This is a genomic window from Photobacterium sp. GB-72 (assembly GCF_003026095.1).
Lineage (GTDB): Bacteria > Pseudomonadota > Gammaproteobacteria > Enterobacterales > Vibrionaceae > Photobacterium.
The window spans coordinates 158,668-181,044 of the sequence record NZ_PYNV01000002.1 but is presented as its reverse complement, the minus strand read 5'-3'; the positions used below and the strand labels follow the sequence as shown (position 1 = coordinate 181,044).

Here is a 22,377-nt window from a genome sequence, read left to right as displayed (position 1 = left end):
GACGCTTCAATGCCATGCTGAGGCTAAAGAAAATAATCAAACGTGAGAAGAAATTAAGACGTGTTTTTGAGTATTACGATAAGTAAATAGAGAACAGAGTAACATGTTCAACATCGGCCATACTTTCAACGAAAAAGAGAATGGTATGGCCGATATCGCTTATAAAGATTAATTATCCGAGTTTAAACGACGTAATAGCTGATCTTTTAAATTCGGCGGTGTGCCTTTAATGGTTAACGTATCTGTTTCTGGATCATAGAAAATACGCTCACCCAACAACATACTGTCGAAATTAAGCGTCATACCACCGCCAGAGCCAACAAATTTCGTAAGTTTACGCATTGCTGTGCGATCGGCAGGAAAGCTTTCTTCTAACTCATAACCTTGCTTTGACGTGAATTCATAAAAGTTTGTACCGTCGTCTGAGGTCGGTAATTCACCTGCAAGTTCTTTTACCGCGACTTCATCACCCGCTTGCAGTTGGCTATTACAGTAATCATAAACCTGCTTACGGTATTGCTGTTTTTCTTCTTTATCTAAACGTGAATCAGCACAGAAATCTTCCACAGCTTGCATCAGCACTTGGTTTTGCTCTTTCACATCTAAACCAACATCTGCTTGCATAAAGTCTAAGAAAAAGTCTGCAATTTTTCGCCCCACACGCCCTTTCGCGAACGTTAAGTAACGCTTAGATTCAGGATCGGTTTCCCATGAAGACAGATCAATACGCGCAACAATATCCATTTTGGCAATATCAAGGTAGTCAGTCGCACTAATACTTAATTGCTCCGTTACTTTCATACTGTGACAGGTCGGTAACATACCAATAAACAGGTAATCTGTTGCTAATGACTGGTATTCCGCCATCACAACCGTACCCGCTTCAGCAAAAGGATATTTAGCCAATTCTGTTTGTAAACGCTTAACCGCCATATCTGAAAACGTTAAGAAATCTAATTCGCCTTGACGGAATTGCTTCAGCCAATGAGAAAACTCACTGTCTTGAGCAAAAAGTGCAAAACCTTTCGCCCCCTTACTGCTGTAAATGCGATGGAGTTCAGCCACGAGATCTTCAGTCGATGCATCGTTCTCAAGAGTCTGATTTCTTAGATGTATTTCTAGTTCATCTTGGTCGTTTTTTGTCAATTGATGAAGAATGACATTAGAAAGTGTTAGGCTCATAATGAAAAGGTTTTCAAGAAAAGTGAACTCTAGGTTATCATAAGTCGCTTATGTAAACATTAAACAAGATTTCTTATGCCAATTACTTCAAAATACAGCACTAAACAAGTTGAACAAATCATTGATGACATGTTCGATGTACTTGAAAAACATAAAACATCACCAGAATTAGCACTGATGGTTGTTGGTGATATTGCAACCAATATTATTAACGCGAATGTGCCGGCTGCTCAACGCGCAGTGATTGCAGAAAAATTTGCTAAAGCTCTGCAGACCTCAATTAAAAAAGACTAAGTTTAATAGTCATATTAAACTTGCATTGAAGACTGAGAAGAATTGACATTTATGGTCGCCAGCGGAAATACCTACAAAGAGAAAGTCTCACAGCTAATTAGCTGGGGACATTGGTTCAGTTTCTTTAATATCATCGCAGCCATGCTATTGGGTACGCGATATATTACACATTCAGACTGGCCAGCAACGCTGATCGGGCAACTTTACCTTTTATTAAGTTGGGTTGGTCATTTCGGTTTTCTTGTTTTTGGCATTTATATTCTCATTATATTTCCAGCAAGCTTTTTGATCCCCTCGCAACGTTTAATGCGTTTATTTGGGGTATTAGTCAGCACCGTTGGTTTAACCGCCCTATTGCTTGATACCTATGCTTATCAAACAGTAGATTTACATTTAAGCCCATTGGTATGGGATTTATTGTTAAGTGGCGATAAGACAGAATTAAATGCCAGCTGGCAATATCTATTTGTCGTTGTTCCAGTCATCTTCCTCTTTGAGCTAATGTGCTCAGAGTGGGTATGGCGCAAACTTAGAAAGCTAACCCGCAAACATGTTGGCGGTCCTATCGCCCTTGTTTTTGGGGTTTGCTTTCTAGGTAGCCATCTCATTTACATCTGGGCGGATGCAAATTTATACCGTCCCGTTACGATGCAACGTTCTAATTTCCCATTTTCTTATCCGATGACGGCAAAAACCTTCATGGAAAAGCATGGTTTATTAGATCGACAAGAATATGCTAAACGTCGTGCAGAGCAAGGCGTGCAAAACAGTGAATTTGTTCGCTATCCGATCAGTAAGTTAAGTTTTAATGATCAAGGCACAGACCAAAATCTTCTGATCATTATGGTTGATAGTCTACGCAGTGATATGTTGACATCAACGGTTATGCCTAACTTAACGGCATTTGCTCAAAACAATCTGAATTTCACCAATAACTACAGTTCAAGTAATAGCAATTCGACTGGCGTATTTGGCCTGCTATATGGCTTACCAAGTGGCTATATCAATAGTATTCGCGCTGAGAAAAAATCACCGGTATTACTCAATACTCTTCAAGAACGCGGTTATCATTTTGGTTTATTCAGTGGCGAGAATTTTGATTTACCGATTTATCGTGAAGCTATTTTTGCCAATGCTAAACTGGCAGTAACAGATTCACGACACTCTCATGACATTGAAAGTGATTCTCATGCAATAAAAGATTGGGATCATTGGTTAAATAAACAAAAACAAAATCAACCATGGTTTAGCTTCCTTGAATTGACCTCTGTTCAACAGTTTAAAGAAGGTGAACATTATAAACCTCGCTTCACTCCGTCATTAGGCAGCAATGCCATTAATGAAAAAGGGGTCGATTCCACATTGCTGCTCAAAAATAGTTACCGTAATGCGGCGTATCATATTGATGAAATGCTCGGACGAGTGTTTGCTCAGTTAGAAGCAAAAGGTGATATGGCAAATACCATCGTGGTAATTGCCTCTAACCACGGCACTGAATTTAATGAGACAGGTAACAACACTTGGGGCTCTGGCAGTAACTACAGCCAATACCAAATAAAAGTACCGCTGATCATTCACTGGCCAGATCATTCTGCGCAAGAAGTGACACGCTTAACCAGTAATTTAGATCTGGTACCGACACTGATGGAATCATTACTTAATGTCGCTTCAGCGAGCTCAAATTACAGTTCAGGTGTGAGTTTATTTGATAACAATAATACTCGTCGTTGGTTATTAGCTGGAGATGATTCTGATATTGTCGTTGTTCAAAATAAACAAACAACCGTGGTTGATAAATATGGTAATTACAATGTCTACGATAAAAATTACCAATTAGAAGACGAAGGCAAACCAAAGCTTTCAACACTAATGCAGGTCATGAATGAATTAAAACGTTTCTATGAACCGAACCGTAATCAAGATAATGACAAGTAATTATTTATCGTAAACTAAAAATAAAAAGCAGCGTTAATTAATCGCTGCTTTTTATTTATCAGTGGTAATCATCCCTTGCATCACTATAACAATGGTTAAATCCATCTTGCCAACCATTAAAATACTTACCTTGCTTTGCCATTCGTTCAGGATCACGTCTAAACCCCTCTCTATGCATCATTTCATCAAGCTTTCTGCTGTGACACCCATCTTGATAACCATCAAGATAAGGGCGTGTAAAACCTAACTCAGAAAGCTGTTGATGACGACTTGTCGTGCATCCCGTTAATATAAAATATAAACAAACATAAAAGAAAAGTGGGTAAGACTTCATTATTAACACTCACCTAATATTGTTTACACTTCACAATTATTCACTATAAATATAATTGCATTTCACATAAGTATAGTGGTGAAAATCACTTTTTCATGTCTAAATAAAAAGACAGTTTAAGCCTCGATCTGATCGCATTTTTAACGCTTAATTTCAATAACAGTACAATTTTGTGGGTTATATCGCGCCTATTTATCAATGAATCGTTAAAATATAAACTGTTATAAATATTAAAAATAATATTAAAAATGAATTAGGCTCAATTGGAATATATCCTTTAATGAAGAAGCACGTTGATCTTTTTTATCAAAACATTACAAAGCAATGGGGGAATGCGCATAGCTTACGTACTATATGTGAACTAACTTGCCGTAATCTTATGGAGTTTTTTAACGTCCATCATTGCCAGCTTGTTGTGGCTTATAAAGGACATTGGCAGTCTCTCGTGCAGCAGAATGAAGCCGGTATCCAGTATAGTTTTCCACCTGTTGTCATTTCAGAAGAAACACATGCCGATATTTACCAATCACTTTTAGGGCAAAACAGCACACAACCTTTCACTACTTCTAATTCTGGTTTTCATCGAGTGTGGCTGCCACTACAACGTCGTGAACAACGTATCGGCTGGCTAATTATAGATTTTCCTCATACCGTGAAAGTAGATATTGGGGCATTTAGTCAATTGTGTACACTCCTTGCCACTGAAATTGATGCCAACCTTTTATCGCCAACAATTAAAACAGAAAATAGCTCTCGCCGACATGTAGAGCAAGAATTAAGAAACAGCCAATACGAACAAGATCTACTACTTGAGCAACTCCAAGCTATGCATAGTATTTCTTTCATGCTATGGCGAACAAAATCAATCAAAGAAATGCTCTTTATTGCCGTTGATGAAGGAAAAAAACAACTCGAAATCGATCGTATGGCAGTCTTTCTATTTGATAAAGAATACCGCATGCATGGTACCTATGGTACTGATATTGCTGGTAATACTATAGATGAATATTATTTTGAGTCAGTGATCCCAAAACAATGGTACGCAACACGAACACTTGAAGAAAAAGAATACCTCGCGGTTCAAGAAAACACCCCGCTTTATCACGATTTAAAGCAGGTTGGCTTTGGCTGGAGTGCCTATATTGCTTTATGGGATGAAGATACCCCAATAGGTTGGATTGCTTGCGATAATCTGTTAACAGGTCGCCCTTTCCGTACTTATCACCACCAGTTATTAAAACAATACGGGTTTATCATTTCGCAGCATCTCGTTCGTCATCAGGCTGAAGATCGTCTCAAACGGCTCAATAGAGATCTCGAAAAGCGCGTACTTACCCGTACTGAAGAGCTTAATAACGTTAATAAGATGCTGGAAAAAATTTCTCGTCTTGATCCATTAACCAATATCGCTAATCGTCGCGTATTTGATAAGTCGATTGCAGATGAATGGCGTCGAGCTGAAAGACATCAGTTGCCTATTTCTTTATTAATCATGGATATTGACCACTTCAAGCAATATAACGATCATTTAGGCCATGACGCCGGTGACCTCTGCTTAAAGAAAATAGCTCACGGGCTAGCAGATATTGAAAGACGTGCAGGGGCGTTATTTGCTCGTTTCGGTGGTGAAGAGTTTGTTTTATTACTTCCAGGTCAAGACAGTAAAGCCGCTGTTTTTTCTGCGAAAAAGATCTTAACCACAATGAATGAAATGGCATTGCCTTTCCCGCAGATCGAAGAGTCAGAAACGAAAAAAAATCCGATAGTCACCCTCAGTATTGGTGTGAGCTCTATGGTACCGACTCAAGGCAGTAGTTATAAAATGCTATTTAATACTGCTGATAAAGCCTTGTACCGCGCAAAAGATGAAGGGCGAAACTGTTACAGACTCTTACTCTAGTTTCAATACAAAGTGGCGACTTAATAACGTAACCACTTTGTGTCCTCTGTATCTTCTATTTTTCTTTTGGCTTTCGTTTTCGCGTTGTTTTACCTGCAGTATTAGATGAAGATTTTGCACTTGTCGTTTTCTTTGAGTATCGACTCTTCGCTCCCCCCTTACTCCATTCGGGTGACTTTAGATCGCGTAAGCTTTGTGGAATATCGGAGACTTTTACTTTTTCCATCAGGGCTGTTATCTGTACCTCTAGTGCGCCCATAAAGGGTTGATAAGCATATTTTTTATCTGCCATATCCTGTAGTTGATGTTCCCAATGCGCTGTCATATCAGGATAGGTTGCTTCATTCGGCAAGGCATAAATCAAGCCTCTCCCTGCCTCGGTTGCATGAATGGTTTTACCTTGTCGATGTAATAGCTGACGCTTAAATAAAATTTCTAAAATCCCAGCACGTGTCGCTTCAGTGCCTAAACCATCGGTATCACGTAAAATTTTCTTTAACGATGGATCAGAAACAAAGCGAGCAATCCCCGTCATTGCTTGCAATAAGGTCGCTTCCGTAAACGCTTTGGGTGGCTCAGTCATTTTGTCTTTTATTACACCATCTCGACAAGTTAATACCGTACCTTTTGTCAACGGCGGCACTTTATCAGCCAAATCGTTATCATCACCTTTATCATCTCGCCCTAATAATACCCGCCAGCCCGCATCCATTAGTTGACGTCCTTTTGCTACAAACTGCCCGTTAGCGATAGTAAAGACTAACTTCGCTTCCGCATAAATCGCTGCTGGGTAAAATTGCATCAAATATTGTCTTGCTACTAGCTGATAGATCTTCGCTTCACTGGAACTTAAGCTTTGTGGGTTCACCGCTTTTGGCGTAGGGATAATCGCATGGTGAGCATCCACTTTTTTATCATTCCATGCTTTGGACTTTAATGCTGTATTTGCGCCAGATACCGCATTCGATAAGCTATTGTCTGTATTGGCAATAGCACCACAAACCTCACCAGCTTGCTTGAAATGATCGTTAGGTAAATAGCGACTATCAGAACGTGGGTAAGTGATCACTTTATGCTTTTCATATAACGACTGACAGATACTTAAAACATCTGCCGCACTCATACCATAGCGTTTAGCAGCATCAATTTGTAATGCTGATAAAGAGTAAGGTAAAGGCGCCGCTTGCTTGGTTTCTTTACGCTCAGATTCTGTGACTTCCGCGGCTTGTCCTTTTATACGACTCACCACATTTTCACAAAGCTGCCGACTGAGTATTCTTCCCTCTTCATCTTGATAAGGCTCGCAAGCTTTACTTGGTAGCCATCGCGCCTGAATCTCTTGCTCTGCATAAGGAATAAGTGCAAACACATCATAAAAAGGCTTAGGAATAAAATTAGCGATCTCATCATCACGACGCACCACTAAACCTAAAATCGGTGTTTGTACTCGCCCAACAGACAATACCCCCCGATACCCCCCTTTTTGCCCAAGTAAAGTATAAGCTCGAGTCATGTTCATACCATAAAGCCAATCAGCCCTAGAGCGAGCTAAGGCTGATACCGACAATGGTACAAAATCATGATTACTGCGCATAGAAGATAACGCTTTTTTAACTGCGGCTGGGTTAAGATCAGAAATAAGTAACCGTAATGCGGTCTTTTTCTTTGTCGTAGGTAATTTAGCGTAATCTATCACCTCATCCACCAGCAATTGCCCTTCACGATCAGGATCGCCAGCATGGACAATTTCTGAAGCCGATTTAGCTAACTTTTTAATTACCGCTAATTGCTGTTTCGCCGCTTTACGAGGAATAAGCTGCCATTTTTCAGGAATGATGGGTAAATCATTTAAATTCCACTTTTTATAGCGCTCGTTATAAGCATCAGGCTCGACTTGTTCAAGTAGATGTCCAATACACCACGTAACAATATCGCCATTACCGACTTCGATATAACCATTATTATTTTTATGAGGTCGAGGAAGCACTGCGGCAATCGCCCGACCTAAACTTGGTTTTTCTGCAATATATAAACGGCTCATCAAAATCTTTATATGACAGTGAATAATGCTGAAACTGTACCTAAAACAGCGCAGTGCAGCAAGAAATACTGGATATAAAACCAGTTGGCAACGCCTAATTTTGTTTCTTAGATGTGATAAAATGCGTCTTAATCAATACTGAACAGTCGATTCATAAGAGAGATAAATGCTTAATTTAAAAACATTGACCCCCGTATTCGCTGTTGTATTGCTACTTGGCTTGCTCTGGGTTGGGAGAGACTCATTGCATGATTTTATTGAACATAATGATTTCAGCCATCCCGATAAACCAAACTTTGGTGCCTTCCTCAACATTGACGAAAAAAAGAAAGCCTTCTTTGACTATCTATATCCGTTTGTTGAAGAAACTAATCACCAGATCTTAGAAGATCGTCAACAACTAGAACTCCTGAGTAAAGATCCAGCCAAGATAGATTTAGATAACGACTTAATTACAACGCTTAGTCAGCAATATGATCTGCCATTACCAAAAAAAACAATTACCCAGCAATGGCTAACAGAATTATTAAAGCGCGTTAATGTTATACCTGCACAATTAGTCCTCGCACAGGCCGCATTAGAATCATCATGGGGAACATCACGCTTTGCTGAAAAAGGAAATAGTTATTTTGGCGAATGGTGCTTTACCGAAGGGTGCGGTATTCCGCCATTAGATATTGATCTTGAACATTATCATGAAGTGAAAAGTTTTCCTTCTATCCATGCAGCAGTAGAATCTTATTTTAATAACATCAATACTAATGATGCTTATAGTGAACTGCGTAATATTCGTGCAAAACTGCAACAGGATAATAAACCGATCACCGCACAAGCATTAGTTCATGGCTTACTCGAATATTCGCAAATTGGGCATCAATACATCCAACGCTTATTAGACCTAATAAACTCAAATAAAGATCTTATTCCAACCACGTCTTCTTCATAGATATTAAAAAAGCTGATCGTTAATGATGGCATTAACTGATCAGCTTCTATTTCATGTTCTCAATCACATTATGATTGCGCTTCAAACCACGCTTTTACTGTTTGATAATCACCACGAAAAACAATACGTTCTGCCTTTTTACTTAACTGATAGGTGTACATTGGATCATAATATTGTTCAAGTAAAGGCACTAACCAGCCATCATGATCTGACACAGATCCCGTTGATTGCATCACGTTAATCGCATGTTTCTGCGCATCGAGTATTTCTTGATAACGCTCTAGACCTAAACGCTTACGAATATTAAACATGCCTTTTTCAAGGTATTCTTCAAACAAGATCCAGCCTTGCTCTTCACCGTAATGGGCAACATAATCATGTTGCATCGTGATCACATAGTCATCCAATAAACGGCCTAAACGCACATCTATTGGATCTTCAATAACGGCGATGGATGCTTGTTTCATCGCAGCTTGAAGCGATAATGGCACCATCACGCAGCCAATACTCTTACTTTCATCTTCATAGATAAACTGTGTCACACCACGATCGTGTTTTTTTAGCATTTGTACCGCTAAATCGTTTTCAAAAGCGATTTGCGTACGCTGTGGGGTAACAAACCGACCAAATGATGAACCACGGTGATGGGCTGCACCTTCAAGATCAATACCATTCGTAAGCTCATTGACCATAATGGTTTTACCATTCCCCGTATTACCCGCCACAATCACAGTAGGCTTTTGTGCGATATCATCAATGGTATCGATTAAAAAACGGCGAAGCGCTTTATAACCACCAGTAATAAAAGGAAAATCAATCCCCGCTTCTTTAAGCCACTGTTGGGTGATTTGTGAACGTAATCCACCACGAAAACAATATAAATACCCGCTAGGATTCGCTTCACAAAACGCTTTCCACTGGGCAACACGTGCTGCTTTTACTTCGCCATGGACTAATTCATGACCCAGTTTAATCGCTGCTTGTTGGCCTTGATTTTTATAACATGTACCTACTGCTGCACGTTCATCATCCGTCATCAAAGGACGACTAACAGAAGTAGGAAATGCGCCTTGAGTAAACTCAACCGGCGCACGCATATCCATTAACGGTGTATCATTAACAAAAAGACTGCGAAAATCTTCGCAATTGGGACGTTGCATTAGCAAACCTCGATTAAGGTATCGCCATCCATCGGCTCTAACTCACCAATCGCTTCCAGCAAAATGTCGTATTTTTTCGCAATTTCAATTAATTCAGCTTCACAATCAGGTGTTGCTGCTAATAATAAGCCACCCGATGTTTGTGGATCGCATAATACTGCTTTTTGCTGATCGGTCATTTCACCAAGTTTATCGCCATAACTCATAAAGTTACGCTCAGTACCACCTGGTACACAACCTTGCTCAATGTACTCATACACACCAGGCAATGTGGGCACTTTATCAAACCACAGTTTTGCTTTTAAATTGCTGCCTTCACAGATCTCTGTTAAGTGACCCATTAAGCCAAAACCTGTGACATCCGTTAGGGCTTTAACACCCGCAACGTCAGCAAAATCTGCGCCCGGTTTATTTAATTTGCACATCCAATCGCGTGCTAATCCTTGGTGCTCATCAGCCAACTTAGATTTCTTTTCTGCTGTTGTTAATACACCAATACCCAATGGCTTAGTGATATACAGCTTACAGCCTGCTTCAGCACTGTCATTACGCTTCACACGAGCAGTATCAACAATACCTGTAACAGCAAGACCAAAAATTGGCTCAGGGGCATCAATAGAGTGACCGCCAGCAAGTGAGATCCCTGCTTCACGACATACAGAGCGACCGCCTTCAATGACTTGTTGCGCAATTTCAGGGGCTAAGATATTGACAGGCCAACCTAAAATAGCAATCGCCATAATAGGCTTACCACCCATCGCGTACACATCGCTGATCGCATTCGTTGCGGCAATACGACCGAAATCAAATGGGTCGTCAACGATTGGCATGAAGAAGTCGGTAGTACTTATCACTGCTGTACCATTACCTAAATCATAAACGGCAGCATCATCTTTACTTTCATTACCCACCAAAAGGTTAGGATCTGAGAATGGGGCTAACTGGGTGCGTAAAATGGTGTCGAGAACTTGGGGAGAAATTTTACAACCACATCCGGCACCGTGACTGTATTGAGTTAGGCGAACATTTTCCATGACACGCTCCAAAAAAGGGAAAGAGTCAGGGATTCTACTCCTGCCCCTAACACCTGTCATCTTTAGAGCGAATATCATGCTATTTTTCCATTGATATAAATCAAAAATAGCGTTAAAAATAATCAATCTGAGCTAAAAAAGGTGACCCCCCTCACGGTATTGTTCACCGAATAGGTATCACCTCTTTAAAATATAGTTTTGAAATGCTTTAGCGTTAAAGATATTCAACGAACTGGTTTAAGTCACGCTCATGCAGTTTAGCTTCACGACAATTCGCCGAACCTAAATATAAAAAGCCCACGATCATATCTTCACCTTGTACGCCTAATGCTTCACGTACAACGGGATGATAAGCCCATGAACCTGTGCGCCAAAATCCAGAGAAGCCTTGTGCTACCGCCGCCATCTGCATCGCTTGTACCGCACAACCTGCTGATAAATGTTGCTCAATCACAGGGACTTTATGCCCTTCTGTTACCTTACTGACAACCGTAATGACCATGGGTGCACGAAATGGAGCCTTAGATGCTTTTTCAATTACAAATTCTTCGAGATCATCAGCTTTAGCCGCTGAAACTAAAATATCAGCAAGACGTTGTAATCCATCACCTTGAGAAACAATAAAACGCCATGGCATTAAACCACCGTGATCGGGGGCACGCAGACCCGCACGAAAGATATTATCCAATACTTCCCCTTCAGGTGCAGGTTCAACAAGTTTAGGAATAGAGCGACGATTGAGTAACAGTGATAACGCGTCCATGACAACCTCAAATGAAAATAGTTATTTTTTAAATGTATCATGGACACTACAAGAGATTAAGGTTCTAACCCTTTATTTTTAAACCTGTCTAAATATAGAGGGCTATCGCAGCAATATCAGATAGAGTGCTTAACCAATAGCGCTTTTGCTGGCTCAGATTTCACTTCCAATTGCGCTAACTCATGCTCTAATTTTGGTGTTAACCAAGCTGAATTAACTCCCCAGTAAAAGAAAAATAAACTGACTACAGCAACAACAGCCATATCATAACCAAATGGAATAATATTGATCCCACCAAATTGATCACTGCCAATAAACGAAAGAACAACCATAGTGATAAAGTAACCGAGTAACCAAGCACTCGACTTCATGTGTTGTTTAATATTTTTCCAACCGCGTTTATTTTGAAAGTAAGCATAAATCACAAACCCTAGCAGTAGAATAAAGATCACTTTGCCCGTCAACGGCCAGCGAGACCAATAAAGCACTTCAGATGAGATAGCAAAACCTAATGGTGCAATGATTTGTAACGCTTTTAAACGAACAGGACGTTCAGCATCTGGAGCAAGCTTTCTCAGTGACATCGCCGCCATCGGACCTACAATGTAGGTTACAACCGTTGCCGCAGAAATAATCCCAGCTAATTGTCCCCAGCCTCGGAATAGGTATAAGAAAATAAAGCCAACAAATAAATTCACCCACAATGCTGCACGGGGAATATGATATTTCGGGTGTAATTTTGACCACGATTTTGGTAGGTGGCCATACTCACTCATCGCAAATAGCATCCGCGTTGTTGTCCCCATATAGGTAATACCAGTTCCAGACGGAGAAACAAAAGCATCAACATAAAGCAACATCACAACAAGGTTAAGGTTTAGTGCTATCGCTAATTGAGCAAATGGTGATGAGAAATCCAAACTCCAACCTTTTACAGCAAGCTCCGATGGTTCAACACCACCAATGAAAGCGGCTTGTAATCCTAAATACAAAAATACAGCGATGATAAGCGTCAGAATGATTGCTCTTGGTAAATCTTTACCAGGATTTTTAGATTCTCCAGCAAAGTGCATCGGGCTTTGGAAGCCATTATAAGCAAAGACGATACCTGCTGTTGCTACGGCCGTTAATGATCCAGCCCATCCATAGGGCGCAAAGGAATGATTAACAGCAGTAAAGTTTTGCGGATGAAAGCCTGCCGCGACAATCGAAGCGACACTGAAAATTGGGATCGCTATTTTAAAGATCGTAATACTGGTCTGAGATTTACTAAACAAACTGACACTCCAGTAATTAAGCAGAAAGTAAATCAGCATGAGTCCCGCCGCAATAAGTAACCCAACGAACGACAAACTTTGTGTTTGAGCATTAAATATTGTTGATGTAATAGGTTTAGCCCATTCCCACTGCCAAGAGTGCATGTACTGTACCGAAGCTTCAGCTTCAATAGGAATAACTGTCACAATTGAAAGCCAAGTAGCCCAAGCCGCCATGTAGCCGACAATGGAGCCATGAGTCAGCTCTAAAAATCGAACAGGACCGCCAGATTTAGGGAATAAGGTTGCGACCTCGGTATAAGTCAACGCAACAACCAACACAGCTATACCGCCTATCACCCATGAAACGAGTGAAGCAGGTCCTGCAATTTTTGCCGCGTGATAGGCACCAAAAAGCCAACCCGAACCAATTATCGAGCCAATACCTGTCATGGTTAATGATACTAAGCCCATCTTCCTTTTAGGCTTTAGCTCTAAATTATTATTCATTTATAGTTATCCTTCCTGTTATTAATACCGACTTTACAAACTGCTCTTATTAGAACTTAAAGCAGCCAGTGCTATACAACGTGAAAATTCTCAAATTTAACATTAATAAAAAAGTGGTTTTATAGTGGTCATATTAATAATGCTGTAGCAGAGGTAACTAAGCAGAAGTTTTTACTTATATATTTTATCGATTCCTATATTTTTTAGCATTGCATAAAGTCGTAGGTCAATAACGACAATCTTTTACTAACACGACATTACTAACTAAAAATTTCTATTTTATTCTCTGAGCATTGAATCTACTGGCGAGGAAAATAAATTTCACATTTATTTTTTCACTTTATTTTACACCCTATTTCAATGTTTATTAGGCTACATATTATTAATATTATAAAAATGAGAAAAAGTTCCCCCCCAATTCTCATCAAGAAACATTAAAAAATATCCATATTAAAAACATAAAGATAGAAGCAAAATCTCATCATTCACGTTAAAAAAATTAATTGCACAACGCTTTATTAAGATCTACACCACATATTTACGTAAATATACTGATGTGTTTCATTTTTAAAAGTGGAATATTCCTAAATATTTTTTATATCAATTAACGATAGGTATATTTATCACCCTTACTTTTATTCAATATAAAAACAAATCATTCATTCAATATATATCTTTAATTTTAAAACAAACAATGTTTTATATTAAGTAAAATAGACGCCCCCTAAAATCTTTATATCTTACTTAATCAAACATAAATCAATGAATATATTAATTTTAATGTTTTTATAAAAAATTCATTAATTAAAACCGATTTTTTTTATTTCAAATATGAAAAGGTTTTGCATTTTTTTGTTAAGTGGTTGTTCAGAAAGTAACTGCTAGGTTCAATTAGTTGCATTTATTTGTCTATTTTTAACAATGCTCAAATAAGAAATAGTGACTAAGTATGCAACGTATAAAAATAACGATAGGGCTAGTTTAACGACCAATTAAATTAAGCTCTTTTGAAAGTAATGTTGAAATACGAATGAGATGTAAGCTCACGCTGTTAGCACCTTGGTTTATCAAGTGTGTTTGATGGCTAATGCATCAAATTCGACAAGGAGTGCAAATGAGTGATTTCAACCCAGGAATCATGATCGGTGTCTTCAGCCTTCTCGTCTTTGCGGTGATCGCTTCCATTTTATTTATTAGTAAGTCTATAGGTGGATTTGGTCGTCGTTTTGATAAAGAACAGCCTTTCGAATGTGGTCTTTTACCCTCTGGAACAACAAAGCATAACTTCTCTATTAGTTATTACCTCATCGCTGTTGCGTTTCTCATTTTTGAATTAGAAGCCGCAATCCTTTTTGCATGGGGAGTCGACTATTGGCAACTCGGTATACCGGGTGTCATTGCTGGCGTCACCTTTTTGGTGATTTTACTTTTAGGGTTCATTTACATGATACGTAAAGGTGTCTTTCAAATCGGAGTGTATGAGTCATGAGCGATATAATTCAAACCGTTAACGTCGGTAATTCCTCGAATGAAAAAGGCAACAACATCATTACCAATATTGTTGGTAAGGTTGATGATCTTATTTCCTATAGTCGGAAGCATTCGCTCTGGCCTTACAACTTTGGGACATCATGCTGTTTCGTTGAAATGATGACGGCAGCGACGCCTCGCTATGACATGGCAAGGTTTGGTTCTGAAGTACTTCGTGGCTCGCCACGCCAAAGTGACGTGCTTATCACCGCTGGTACCTGCTTTGTGAAAATGGCGCCGTTAATGAAGCATATTTATGATCAAATGCTTGAGCCTAAATGGGTGATTTCAATGGGGTCTTGTTCAAACTCTGGCGGTATGTATGACATTTACAGTGTTGTACAAGGCGTCGATAAAATTCTTCCTGTTGACGTCTATGTCCCTGGTTGCCCGCCTCGTCCAGACGCCCTACTCGAGGGTTTGATCATGCTTCAAGAGCACGTTCAAGCTAACCCAGTATCTGTGCTAAGTAAAAACCGTAAACCACTCGGTTTGAGGGTCGAATAATGAATAATAACGATCGTCAAATACTCATTGAGCGTTTCGGTGCTAAAGCGCCAAACCACGAAATCATTGGTTGTGAAAGTTTCGAAGTAAAAAAAGAACACCTTATCGATACCTTACATTTCCTAAAAAATGAGGCTTCTTCACAATTTGAAATGCTGTTCGACCTTTCAGCAATTGATGAATGTGAACGTGGTGGCGGACTCAGTGTGTTTTATTATCTGCTGAGTGTGAAAAATAAGGAATTTATTTCCATTCGCACACACATTGCTAATGACACCATTGAAGTACCTACTGTAGTTGGGCTTTGGCCTAACGCGAATTGGTATGAGCGTGAAGTCTATGACATGTTCGGGATTAAATTCACTGATCACCCCGATCTACGTCGTATCTTAACTTTTGATTTTTGGAAAGGTCACCCACTGCGTAAGTCTTATCCTTGTCGTGCCACCTTAATGGATGAACCTTTCGATCTTGCAGGATCTGACTTTGATGATGTTATGAAGTCCTATGATATTCAAGGTAAGCAAGACGATGGCAGCATGGTACTAAACATCGGCCCTAACCACCCCGGTACCGATGGCGTTATCCGCCTAAAAGTTAAAATGAAAGGCGAGTTCATTGAAGACTTGGATCAAGAAATTGGCTTCCACCATCGCGGAGCAGAGAAAATTGCCGAGCGTCATACTTTTCATAACTACATCCCTTATACCGATCGCATCGATTACTTAGGTGGTGTAGCTGGTGAACTGCCCTATTTACTAGGGCTTGAAGCAATGACTGGAATTGAAGTCCCTGAACGCGCCAAGACCATGCGGATTATGTTATGCGAATTATTCCGAATTTCGAGCCATCTTGTATGGTTTGGAAGTATCACGCATAACCTAGGGGGTATGGCTCCAGCCTTTTATGCTTTCACCGAGCGTGAAAAAATCTTCGATGTTATCGAGTTAATCTGTGGCGGTCGTATGCACCCTGCGTTCTTCAGAATTGGTGGTGTATCTCAAGATTTACCTGATGGCTGGGAAGAAAAAGTTGAACAGGCTTGCCAAGGTATTGAGCAACTGGTCCCCGATCTTGAAAAGTTAATGACCCACTCAATGATCTTCAAAGTACGGACCCAAAATATTGCGGTTTACAGTCAGTCAATGGCACTTGATTGGGGCTTAACAGGACCAAACTTGCGTGCGACTGGCATTAACTTCGATATGCGTAAAGATTTCCCTTACATGGGTTACGAAGATTACGACTTTGACGTTCCTGTTGGCCAAGATGGTGATGCCTACACCCGTACCGTTCTTCGTGTGCAAGAAGTGGTTGAGAGCTTGAAGATCATTCGACAAGCGGCGGCACGTATGCCTGAAGGTCCAATCCTTGCTGACAATGCGCCTAACTTTGGTTTTCCTAGAAAACAAAATGCATTACGCGATATCGAAACCCTGATCCACAGTTTTGTTGATACCGGCAGAGGCTTTAATTTCCCGGTTGCTGAAACCTTTTACGCAACGGAAACCGCTAAAGGGGTCACAAGCTACCACACCATCAGTAATGGTACTGGGTGCCCTTACCGTGTCCGAATCCGCACACCTTCATTTACACATTTCCAATCCGTTAAAGCCGTTTCTAAAGGCGACTTATTGAGCAATATCATCTGTTTAATCGGCTCTATCGATTACGTACTCGCTGATATTGATCGCTAAACAATAAAAACAACATCCCATGTAGATGTTGAGACGAATAAGCGAATGTCGCTCGTCATAAATAAAGTCCGCAATGTGAGGAAATCATGTTAACAGATCAAGAAAGAGCTCATCTGGAAGAGCATATTGCTCATTACCCAGAAAAAAGAGCCGGTGCCATCTATTGTCTTTATTTTATGCAAGATAAATATGGCTATATCACGAAACCAAGTATCAACCTTGTTAGTGAGCTTACAGACCTATCAACAACGCAGTTAGATGAACTTATTACGTTTTATACGCTTTTGCGCCGACGTCCTGTTGGTCGCAATATCATGCGTGTCTGTGACAGCATTTCTTGCCATACCCGAGGTGCGAAAAAAGTGCTAGAAGCGGCAGAAAATGCAACAGGTAAAGCATTAGGAGAGATCGCTAATGATGGCAGCATTACCGTTCTACCCAGTATTTGTCTTGGACTATGCGATCGCGCTCCCGCCGCTCTAATCAATGATGATCGTGTTGAAGGTGAACTAACACCTGAACGCATGAGAATGATCTTAACTGAATTAGCAGAAGAAGAGATCAAGCTATCAGAGAAGCCTGATTACCAAAATATTATTTCGATGCTGACTCCTCAAGATGCGCCAGCAAAACCAAATGAGGAGGTGATGTAATGGACTTAGTACTTTCACGCAACTTTCATCACCCAAAACCATTAAATTTTGCTGAGTACTGTGAAAATGGTGGTTACCAAAGCCTTAATTCTATTATTGGTCAAGCAAGAGAGCCTTTACTGGCAGAACTAAAAGCATCTGGTCTACGTGGCTGTGGTGGTGGTGGTTTCCCAACTGGCGTGAAATGGGGCTTCCTTGCAAAAGATGCCAGTCACCCCGTTTACTTGGTGGTGAATTTAGATGAATCAGAACCGGGCTCGTTTAAAGATAGACAAGTGCTTTATCGCGATCCGCACACTATTTTAGAAGGCGTTATCGCAAGTAGTTACATACTTGGTGCAGACAAAGCATTTGTTTTCATTCGTGGAGAATATCGCGAAGGGGCAAAAGGTCTTGAGAAAGCGGTACAAGAAGCACGAGCGGCTGGGCTTGTGGGTGAAAATGTCATGGGCTCTGGCTGGGATCTTGATGTTGACGTTCACTTAAGTGCTGGGCGCTATATCTGTGGTGAAGAAACCGCCCTACTCAATGCCCTTGAAGGCTACCGTGGTAACCCGCGTTCTAAACCGCCCTTCCCTATCGTAAAAGGTCTGTGGGGACAGCCAACCATAGTCAACAATGTGGAATCCATCTGTCATATTCCTTGGATCGTTCATAAAGGCGCCGAGTGGTTCAAATCTCAAGGTAAAGGTGATGCCGCAGGAAGCCATATTTACCAAGTGTCTGGTCCGGTCAAAAAGCCTGGCTTCTTTGAGTTGCCATTAGGGACTACAGCTAGAGAGCTTATTTTCGAACACGCAGGTGGATTACTTGACGATCGTGAGCTTGTCGGTTTTCTACCTGGTGGTGCCTCAACGCAATTCATGCTCCCTGAACATCTCGACGTTCCCCTCGATTGGGACGGCCCAGCGACTGTTGGTTCACGTTTAGGTACTGGCGGGATCATTGTGATGGACGATACGATTTGTCCAATAGACTTCATGATCAACCTGACCGAATTTTTCGCAAGAGAATCATGTGGCTACTGCACACCTTGCCGTGATGGCTTGCCGTATGTCGTGCATGTATTGAAAAAATTTGAAACAGGAGAAGCGACCTCCAAAGATCTGGATCTTCTTCATGAGCTCTGTGAAACCATCTATCCCAATACCTTCTGTGCGCTTGCACCGGGGGCGCTGATGCCAATCATGACTGGATTAAAACACTTCAAACATGTTTTTGAATCCCATATTGAAGGGCAACGCTGTACTCACAACCACCAGCTAACTGCGGAGGCATGTTGATCATGGGAACTATCTATATAGATGACAAAGCGGTCGAATTTGAGCCAGGACAGAATGTGTTAGACGCTGCGCGTAAAGCGGGGATCGATACGCCTTATTTTTGCTACCATCCAGCACTAGGTGCCGCAGGCTCTTGTCGTATTTGTGCCATGGAAACCGTACCACAAAAAGAAGGTGAAAAACCGCGTACCGTGATGACTTGTAGCATTCCAGCACAAGATGGCCAGCAATTTCGTTTTAAATCGCCAAAAGCAAAACAAATCCAAAAAGCCGTGGTTGAATTTTATATGACCAACCACCCCAATGATTGCCCTGTTTGTGATGAAGGCGGTGACTGTCACCTTCAAGACACAACCATCAGTGTCGGCCATGCTTACCGCCGTTATGATGGACAAAAACGTACCATGCCGGATCAATTCCTCGGTCCGTTGGTATACCAAACCATGAACCGCTGTGTGACCTGTTATCGCTGCGTACGCTTTTATCAAGACTATGCGCTTGGTGATGATTTTGGTGCAATGGGGTCAAGCAATCACGTACTTTTCCGCCGAACAGAAGATGGCGCATTCGATAGTCCATTCTCAGGCAATTTAGTCAGCGTATGTCCAACCGGCGTTTTTACCGATAAGGTTTACCGCCGTAAATACAGCCGTATATGGATGTTAGAAAAAGCGCCTTCAATCTGCTCAGGTTGTAGTGTGGGGTGTAATATCGAAGTCGGTGGACGTGAAGGAACCCTACGACGCGTTCAACCTAACAACGAAGCATCAAAAGTAAATCCTTATTTTATCTGTGATCGTGGTCGTTATGGGTCTCATGGCACCGAGTCGTACTCAAGACCTAAATACGTATCAGAGCAAGGCAAAGTCGTAAAAACGTCACCTCTAGATGCACTGAAAATAGCCCTTGTTAGAGCTGAAGGTCATGTGGGTATTTTAGGTTCCGTAGAAGAAGATCTCACGACTAACTTGGCACTGAAAGCTATTGCAAAAGAGATGAATGCGCCGTTCTCACCATTTATTTCACCGCAACAAGAAGCCTTGACGAAAACCGCTGTAGCAGCGAATCACAATGCGCCTTCTATATCAGATATAGAGCAATCAGATGCGGTTTTCGTGGTAGGAGAGCTCACTGAACATGCGCCTATGCTTGATCTTGCGGTACGCCAAGTTATCAAGGCTAAAAAAGATGTGTATGTATTACATGCAACACCTTCTCACCTCGTTACAGCCTTGAATAAACTTCAGCGAGGCCATGTTAAAGCGTTAGCACCAAGCCAATGGCAAGACTGTTTAACACAAATTAACACAGCTGTTCATGATGGTGCTGTGGAAGATCTCTGGATTAAAGATGTTGCCAATACACTAAAACAGGCGGAAAAACCCGTCATTATTGGTGTGGCTGAACTGCTTAATACTACAGATATCTCTCTACTTAATACTATTACAGAGTCACTTGCACCTACAGCCAAAATGGCGATTGCTTTACCGAGTGCCGGCTCTGTTAATGCAGCATTAACAGCACAAGAAAACTCATGTGCTGAGCTGATGACGCAAATAGAGAGTGACAAAATAAAGACATTGGTTGTTGTCGGCAGCGATCCGCTGAATACCAATCATCCACACTGGCATGCATTGCATGACAAGCTAGACCAATTGATTGTGATCGATAAAGTCTTAACCAAAACAGCACACTTAAGCGACACCTTATTGCCACTCGCAGCATGGCCAGAAAGGGACGGTATGACGATTAACTATGAAGGTAGACTACAGCGTTTTAGCAAGGCTTTCGCGAGAAAAACAGCCACGATTGACGCTCATGACATGATTGAAACCTTAATGAAATCACCTGAGACAATCGAGCAATGGTTAACTGAGCTCGCACCGACGCTACCTCAAGCTGGTGATGACGGGATCATCATCGAAAAAGACAAGCTTAAGTGCACACAATTACCGCTTGAACAGAAAACAAATCCACCTGCAATTCAAAGTACTCAGCCGCAAGTTGCACTGAGTAAATGGTTTGGTGAAGGATATGTTGCCGATCATGCGCCTGAAATCCGCTCTCTCAAGCCAGGATCTTCCGCTTCAATAAATCCCAAACTGGCTGCCTCGCTAAACCTTAGCAATGGTGATCAATTAATTATTATTTGCGGTGATCAGAAGTTGGTACGCCCTGCGGTGATTTCCTCTCAAGTTGCTGACCTCACAGTTGCTTTAAATCAAGCAGATATACGCCTACTTCAGGCTGATATTGCTTCACCACTGTGTCTTGAGCGCACCTCCGAGCTTTTTATTGATGTAGATAAAAAGGAGGAAATCAAAAACATTATTGGTAGTGCATCGGTCATCATGATGGGAGAAGCCTAATGGATTCATTACAGTACTGGATTTTTATTCTGGTCGGTATGGTTATCACTATCTTTGGTTTGATTTTAGTTGCAGGCTATACCGTTCTATTTGAACGTCGCTGTCTTGCCTTATTGCAAGACCGTTACGGCCCTAACCGAGCAGGTCCATTAGGGTTATTCCAAGCACTATGTGATGCAGCAAAACTGCTAACAAAAGAATATTTCATGCCCGGGTTTGTCGACAAAAAGCTCTACGCTTTAGCACCAATCCTTGTCGTGGTATCGATTCTTGTTAGCTTTGCTTTACTGCCTATCGGTAAAAATATCTCATGGGCAGCAGACTTAAACATCGGTCTGCTCTTTTTGATGGGATTAAGCTCCATTCACGCTTATGGGGTCTTTTTAGGCGGATGGGCATCAAGCTCGAAATACACCATGCTTGGCGCAATTCGTACTATTGCTCAGTTAATCAGTTATGAATTAGCAATGGGTATGGCGGTATTGGGTGTGGTGATGCTTGCTGGCAGCTTTAGCTTAACGCAAATTGTTGATGCACAAACGACACCGTATATCCTCCTTCAACCGGTTGGCTTCCTTGTATTCCTAATCGCAGGTATTGCAGAAACTCACCGCTTGCCATTCGATATGCCTGAAGCCGAAAACGAGCTTAATGCCGGTTTTAATACTGAATATGGCGGTATGCCTTTTGCGATGTTTTTCCTTGGTGAATACCTAGGTGTGATCCTCGTTGGTGCAATGGCAACAACCTTGTACCTCGGCGGATGGCACGGACCATGGGCTGAAGCCTATCCGCTTGTTGGCGTCTTATGGTTTGTATTGAAAACCTTCCTGTTAGTTTTCTTCTTTGTATGGATGCGTGCCAGCTTACCGCGAACACGTTACGACCAGCTCATGGCATTCGGTTGGAAATTCTTACTTCCAATCGGCATCGTCAACATCATTGTGACCGCCCTTGTCGGTACATTCTGGATGTAGCCCCCA

Annotated in this window: 18 protein-coding genes; 11 read left to right on the top strand and 7 right to left on the bottom strand. The window is 41.2% G+C overall.

Annotated elements, in window-relative coordinates; genetic code table 11:
* Window positions 1–168: 168 nt before the first annotated feature.
* Window positions 169–1,182, bottom strand: coding sequence for a nucleoid-associated protein YejK (gene yejK / locus C9J40_RS04110; protein WP_107206129.1), 1,014 nt, complete (start codon window positions 1,180–1,182; stop codon window positions 169–171).
* A 75-nt stretch (window positions 1,183–1,257) separates the two neighbouring features.
* Here yejK and C9J40_RS04105 point away from each other — a divergent pair, with 75 nt between their 5' ends.
* Both C9J40_RS04105 and C9J40_RS04100 read left to right on the top strand, forming a co-directional pair.
* Window positions 1,258–1,476 (top strand): YejL family protein, encoded by a 219-nt coding sequence (locus C9J40_RS04105; protein WP_045083319.1) that lies wholly within the window; start codon window positions 1,258–1,260, stop codon window positions 1,474–1,476.
* A gap of 51 nt (window positions 1,477–1,527) precedes the next feature.
* A complete protein-coding gene (locus C9J40_RS04100; protein WP_107206128.1) occupies window positions 1,528–3,411 on the top strand; it encodes a DUF3413 domain-containing protein in 1,884 nt (627 codons plus the stop codon).
* A gap of 58 nt (window positions 3,412–3,469) precedes the next feature.
* On the opposite strand, the gene C9J40_RS04095 is transcribed toward C9J40_RS04100, so the two are convergent.
* Window positions 3,470–3,745, bottom strand: coding sequence for a hypothetical protein (locus C9J40_RS04095; protein WP_107206127.1), 276 nt, complete (start codon window positions 3,743–3,745; stop codon window positions 3,470–3,472).
* A 280-nt stretch (window positions 3,746–4,025) separates the two neighbouring features.
* Between C9J40_RS04095 and C9J40_RS04090 the strand changes: the two genes are divergently transcribed.
* Entirely contained in the window at window positions 4,026–5,645 is a 1,620-nt protein-coding gene (locus C9J40_RS04090; RefSeq protein WP_107245865.1) for a sensor domain-containing diguanylate cyclase, read from the top strand.
* A gap of 55 nt (window positions 5,646–5,700) precedes the next feature.
* Here C9J40_RS04090 and C9J40_RS04085 read toward each other — a convergent pair whose 3' ends face one another.
* Window positions 5,701–7,686, bottom strand: coding sequence for a DNA topoisomerase III (locus C9J40_RS04085; protein WP_107245863.1), 1,986 nt, complete (start codon window positions 7,684–7,686; stop codon window positions 5,701–5,703).
* Between the two features lie 166 nt (window positions 7,687–7,852).
* Here C9J40_RS04085 and C9J40_RS04080 point away from each other — a divergent pair, with 166 nt between their 5' ends.
* Entirely contained in the window at window positions 7,853–8,632 is a 780-nt protein-coding gene (locus C9J40_RS04080) for a glucosaminidase domain-containing protein (RefSeq protein WP_107245861.1), read from the top strand.
* 68 nt (window positions 8,633–8,700) lie between these two features.
* Here the strand turns inward: C9J40_RS04080 and mnmH are convergent, their stop codons facing one another.
* From mnmH to C9J40_RS04060, 4 genes are all read right to left on the bottom strand, one after another.
* A complete protein-coding gene (gene mnmH / locus C9J40_RS04075) occupies window positions 8,701–9,792 on the bottom strand; it encodes a tRNA 2-selenouridine(34) synthase MnmH (RefSeq protein WP_107245859.1) in 1,092 nt (363 codons plus the stop codon).
* Window positions 9,792–10,826 (bottom strand): selenide, water dikinase SelD, encoded by a 1,035-nt coding sequence (gene selD, locus C9J40_RS04070; protein ID WP_107206122.1) that lies wholly within the window; start codon window positions 10,824–10,826, stop codon window positions 9,792–9,794. The genes mnmH and selD overlap by 1 nt, the downstream gene beginning before the upstream one ends.
* Before the next feature lie 214 nt (window positions 10,827–11,040).
* The gene (locus tag C9J40_RS04065; RefSeq protein ID WP_107245858.1) at window positions 11,041–11,589 is read right to left on the bottom strand and encodes an NAD(P)H nitroreductase; all 549 of its coding nucleotides are present in this window, start codon (window positions 11,587–11,589) and stop codon (window positions 11,041–11,043) included.
* A 116-nt stretch (window positions 11,590–11,705) separates the two neighbouring features.
* On the bottom strand, window positions 11,706–13,355 hold the full coding sequence (locus tag C9J40_RS04060) for an APC family permease (RefSeq protein WP_107245856.1): 1,650 nt from the start codon (window positions 13,353–13,355) through the stop codon (window positions 11,706–11,708).
* 1,114 nt (window positions 13,356–14,469) lie between these two features.
* On the opposite strand from C9J40_RS04060, the gene C9J40_RS04055 reads away from it, so the two are divergent.
* The 7 genes from C9J40_RS04055 to nuoH all read left to right on the top strand — a co-directional run bounded on the left by C9J40_RS04055 (window position 14,470) and on the right by nuoH (window position 22,371).
* Window positions 14,470–14,844, top strand: coding sequence for an NADH-quinone oxidoreductase subunit A (locus C9J40_RS04055; protein ID WP_006646494.1), 375 nt, complete (start codon window positions 14,470–14,472; stop codon window positions 14,842–14,844).
* Complete coding sequence (locus C9J40_RS04050; RefSeq protein ID WP_105059766.1) at window positions 14,841–15,392, top strand: NADH-quinone oxidoreductase subunit B; 552 nt, start codon at window positions 14,841–14,843, stop codon at window positions 15,390–15,392. Before C9J40_RS04055 ends, C9J40_RS04050 begins: the two co-directional genes overlap by 4 nt.
* Window positions 15,392–17,089 carry an NADH dehydrogenase (quinone) subunit D gene (gene nuoD / locus C9J40_RS04045; protein WP_107245854.1) on the top strand — a complete coding sequence of 566 codons (1,698 nt, stop codon included), beginning with the start codon at window positions 15,392–15,394 and terminating at the stop codon, window positions 17,087–17,089. Before C9J40_RS04050 ends, nuoD begins: the two co-directional genes overlap by 1 nt.
* An 86-nt stretch (window positions 17,090–17,175) precedes the next feature.
* On the top strand, window positions 17,176–17,742 hold the full coding sequence (nuoE, locus tag C9J40_RS04040) for an NADH-quinone oxidoreductase subunit NuoE (RefSeq protein WP_107245853.1): 567 nt from the start codon (window positions 17,176–17,178) through the stop codon (window positions 17,740–17,742).
* Window positions 17,742–19,025 carry an NADH-quinone oxidoreductase subunit NuoF gene (gene nuoF / locus C9J40_RS04035; RefSeq protein ID WP_107245851.1) on the top strand — a complete coding sequence of 428 codons (1,284 nt, stop codon included), beginning with the start codon at window positions 17,742–17,744 and terminating at the stop codon, window positions 19,023–19,025. Before nuoE ends, nuoF begins: the two co-directional genes overlap by 1 nt.
* Before the next feature lie 2 nt (window positions 19,026–19,027).
* Entirely contained in the window at window positions 19,028–21,394 is a 2,367-nt protein-coding gene (nuoG, locus tag C9J40_RS04030; protein ID WP_107245850.1) for an NADH-quinone oxidoreductase subunit NuoG, read from the top strand.
* Window positions 21,394–22,371, top strand: a complete 978-nt coding sequence (gene nuoH, locus C9J40_RS04025) for an NADH-quinone oxidoreductase subunit NuoH (protein WP_045062688.1) — start codon at window positions 21,394–21,396, stop codon at window positions 22,369–22,371. The genes nuoG and nuoH overlap by 1 nt, the downstream gene beginning before the upstream one ends.
* Window positions 22,372–22,377: the final 6 nt, after the last annotated feature.

Bases quoted from the DNA above. Each gene is read 5' to 3' on its own strand.
- C9J40_RS04095 (WP_107206127.1), bottom strand. From the start codon at position 3,745: ATGAAGTCTTACCCACTTTTCTTTTATGTTTGTTTATATTTTATATTA.
- nuoG (WP_107245850.1), top strand. From the start codon at position 19,028: ATGGGAACTATCTATATAGATGACAAAGCGGTCGAATTTGAGCCAGGA.
- nuoD (WP_107245854.1), top strand. From the start codon at position 15,392: ATGAATAATAACGATCGTCAAATACTCATTGAGCGTTTCGGTGCTAAA.
- nuoF (WP_107245851.1), top strand. From the start codon at position 17,742: ATGGACTTAGTACTTTCACGCAACTTTCATCACCCAAAACCATTAAAT.
- C9J40_RS04085 (WP_107245863.1), bottom strand. From the start codon at position 7,686: ATGAGCCGTTTATATATTGCAGAAAAACCAAGTTTAGGTCGGGCGATT.
- C9J40_RS04105 (WP_045083319.1), top strand. From the start codon at position 1,258: ATGCCAATTACTTCAAAATACAGCACTAAACAAGTTGAACAAATCATT.
- C9J40_RS04065 (WP_107245858.1), bottom strand. From the start codon at position 11,589: ATGGACGCGTTATCACTGTTACTCAATCGTCGCTCTATTCCTAAACTT.
- nuoE (WP_107245853.1), top strand. From the start codon at position 17,176: ATGTTAACAGATCAAGAAAGAGCTCATCTGGAAGAGCATATTGCTCAT.
- nuoH (WP_045062688.1), top strand. From the start codon at position 21,394: ATGGATTCATTACAGTACTGGATTTTTATTCTGGTCGGTATGGTTATC.
- mnmH (WP_107245859.1), bottom strand. From the start codon at position 9,792: ATGCAACGTCCCAATTGCGAAGATTTTCGCAGTCTTTTTGTTAATGAT.
- C9J40_RS04090 (WP_107245865.1), top strand. From the start codon at position 4,026: ATGAAGAAGCACGTTGATCTTTTTTATCAAAACATTACAAAGCAATGG.
- yejK (WP_107206129.1), bottom strand. From the start codon at position 1,182: ATGAGCCTAACACTTTCTAATGTCATTCTTCATCAATTGACAAAAAAC.
- C9J40_RS04080 (WP_107245861.1), top strand. From the start codon at position 7,853: ATGCTTAATTTAAAAACATTGACCCCCGTATTCGCTGTTGTATTGCTA.
- C9J40_RS04100 (WP_107206128.1), top strand. From the start codon at position 1,528: ATGGTCGCCAGCGGAAATACCTACAAAGAGAAAGTCTCACAGCTAATT.
- selD (WP_107206122.1), bottom strand. From the start codon at position 10,826: ATGGAAAATGTTCGCCTAACTCAATACAGTCACGGTGCCGGATGTGGT.
- C9J40_RS04050 (WP_105059766.1), top strand. From the start codon at position 14,841: ATGAGCGATATAATTCAAACCGTTAACGTCGGTAATTCCTCGAATGAA.
- C9J40_RS04055 (WP_006646494.1), top strand. From the start codon at position 14,470: ATGAGTGATTTCAACCCAGGAATCATGATCGGTGTCTTCAGCCTTCTC.
- C9J40_RS04060 (WP_107245856.1), bottom strand. From the start codon at position 13,355: ATGAATAATAATTTAGAGCTAAAGCCTAAAAGGAAGATGGGCTTAGTA.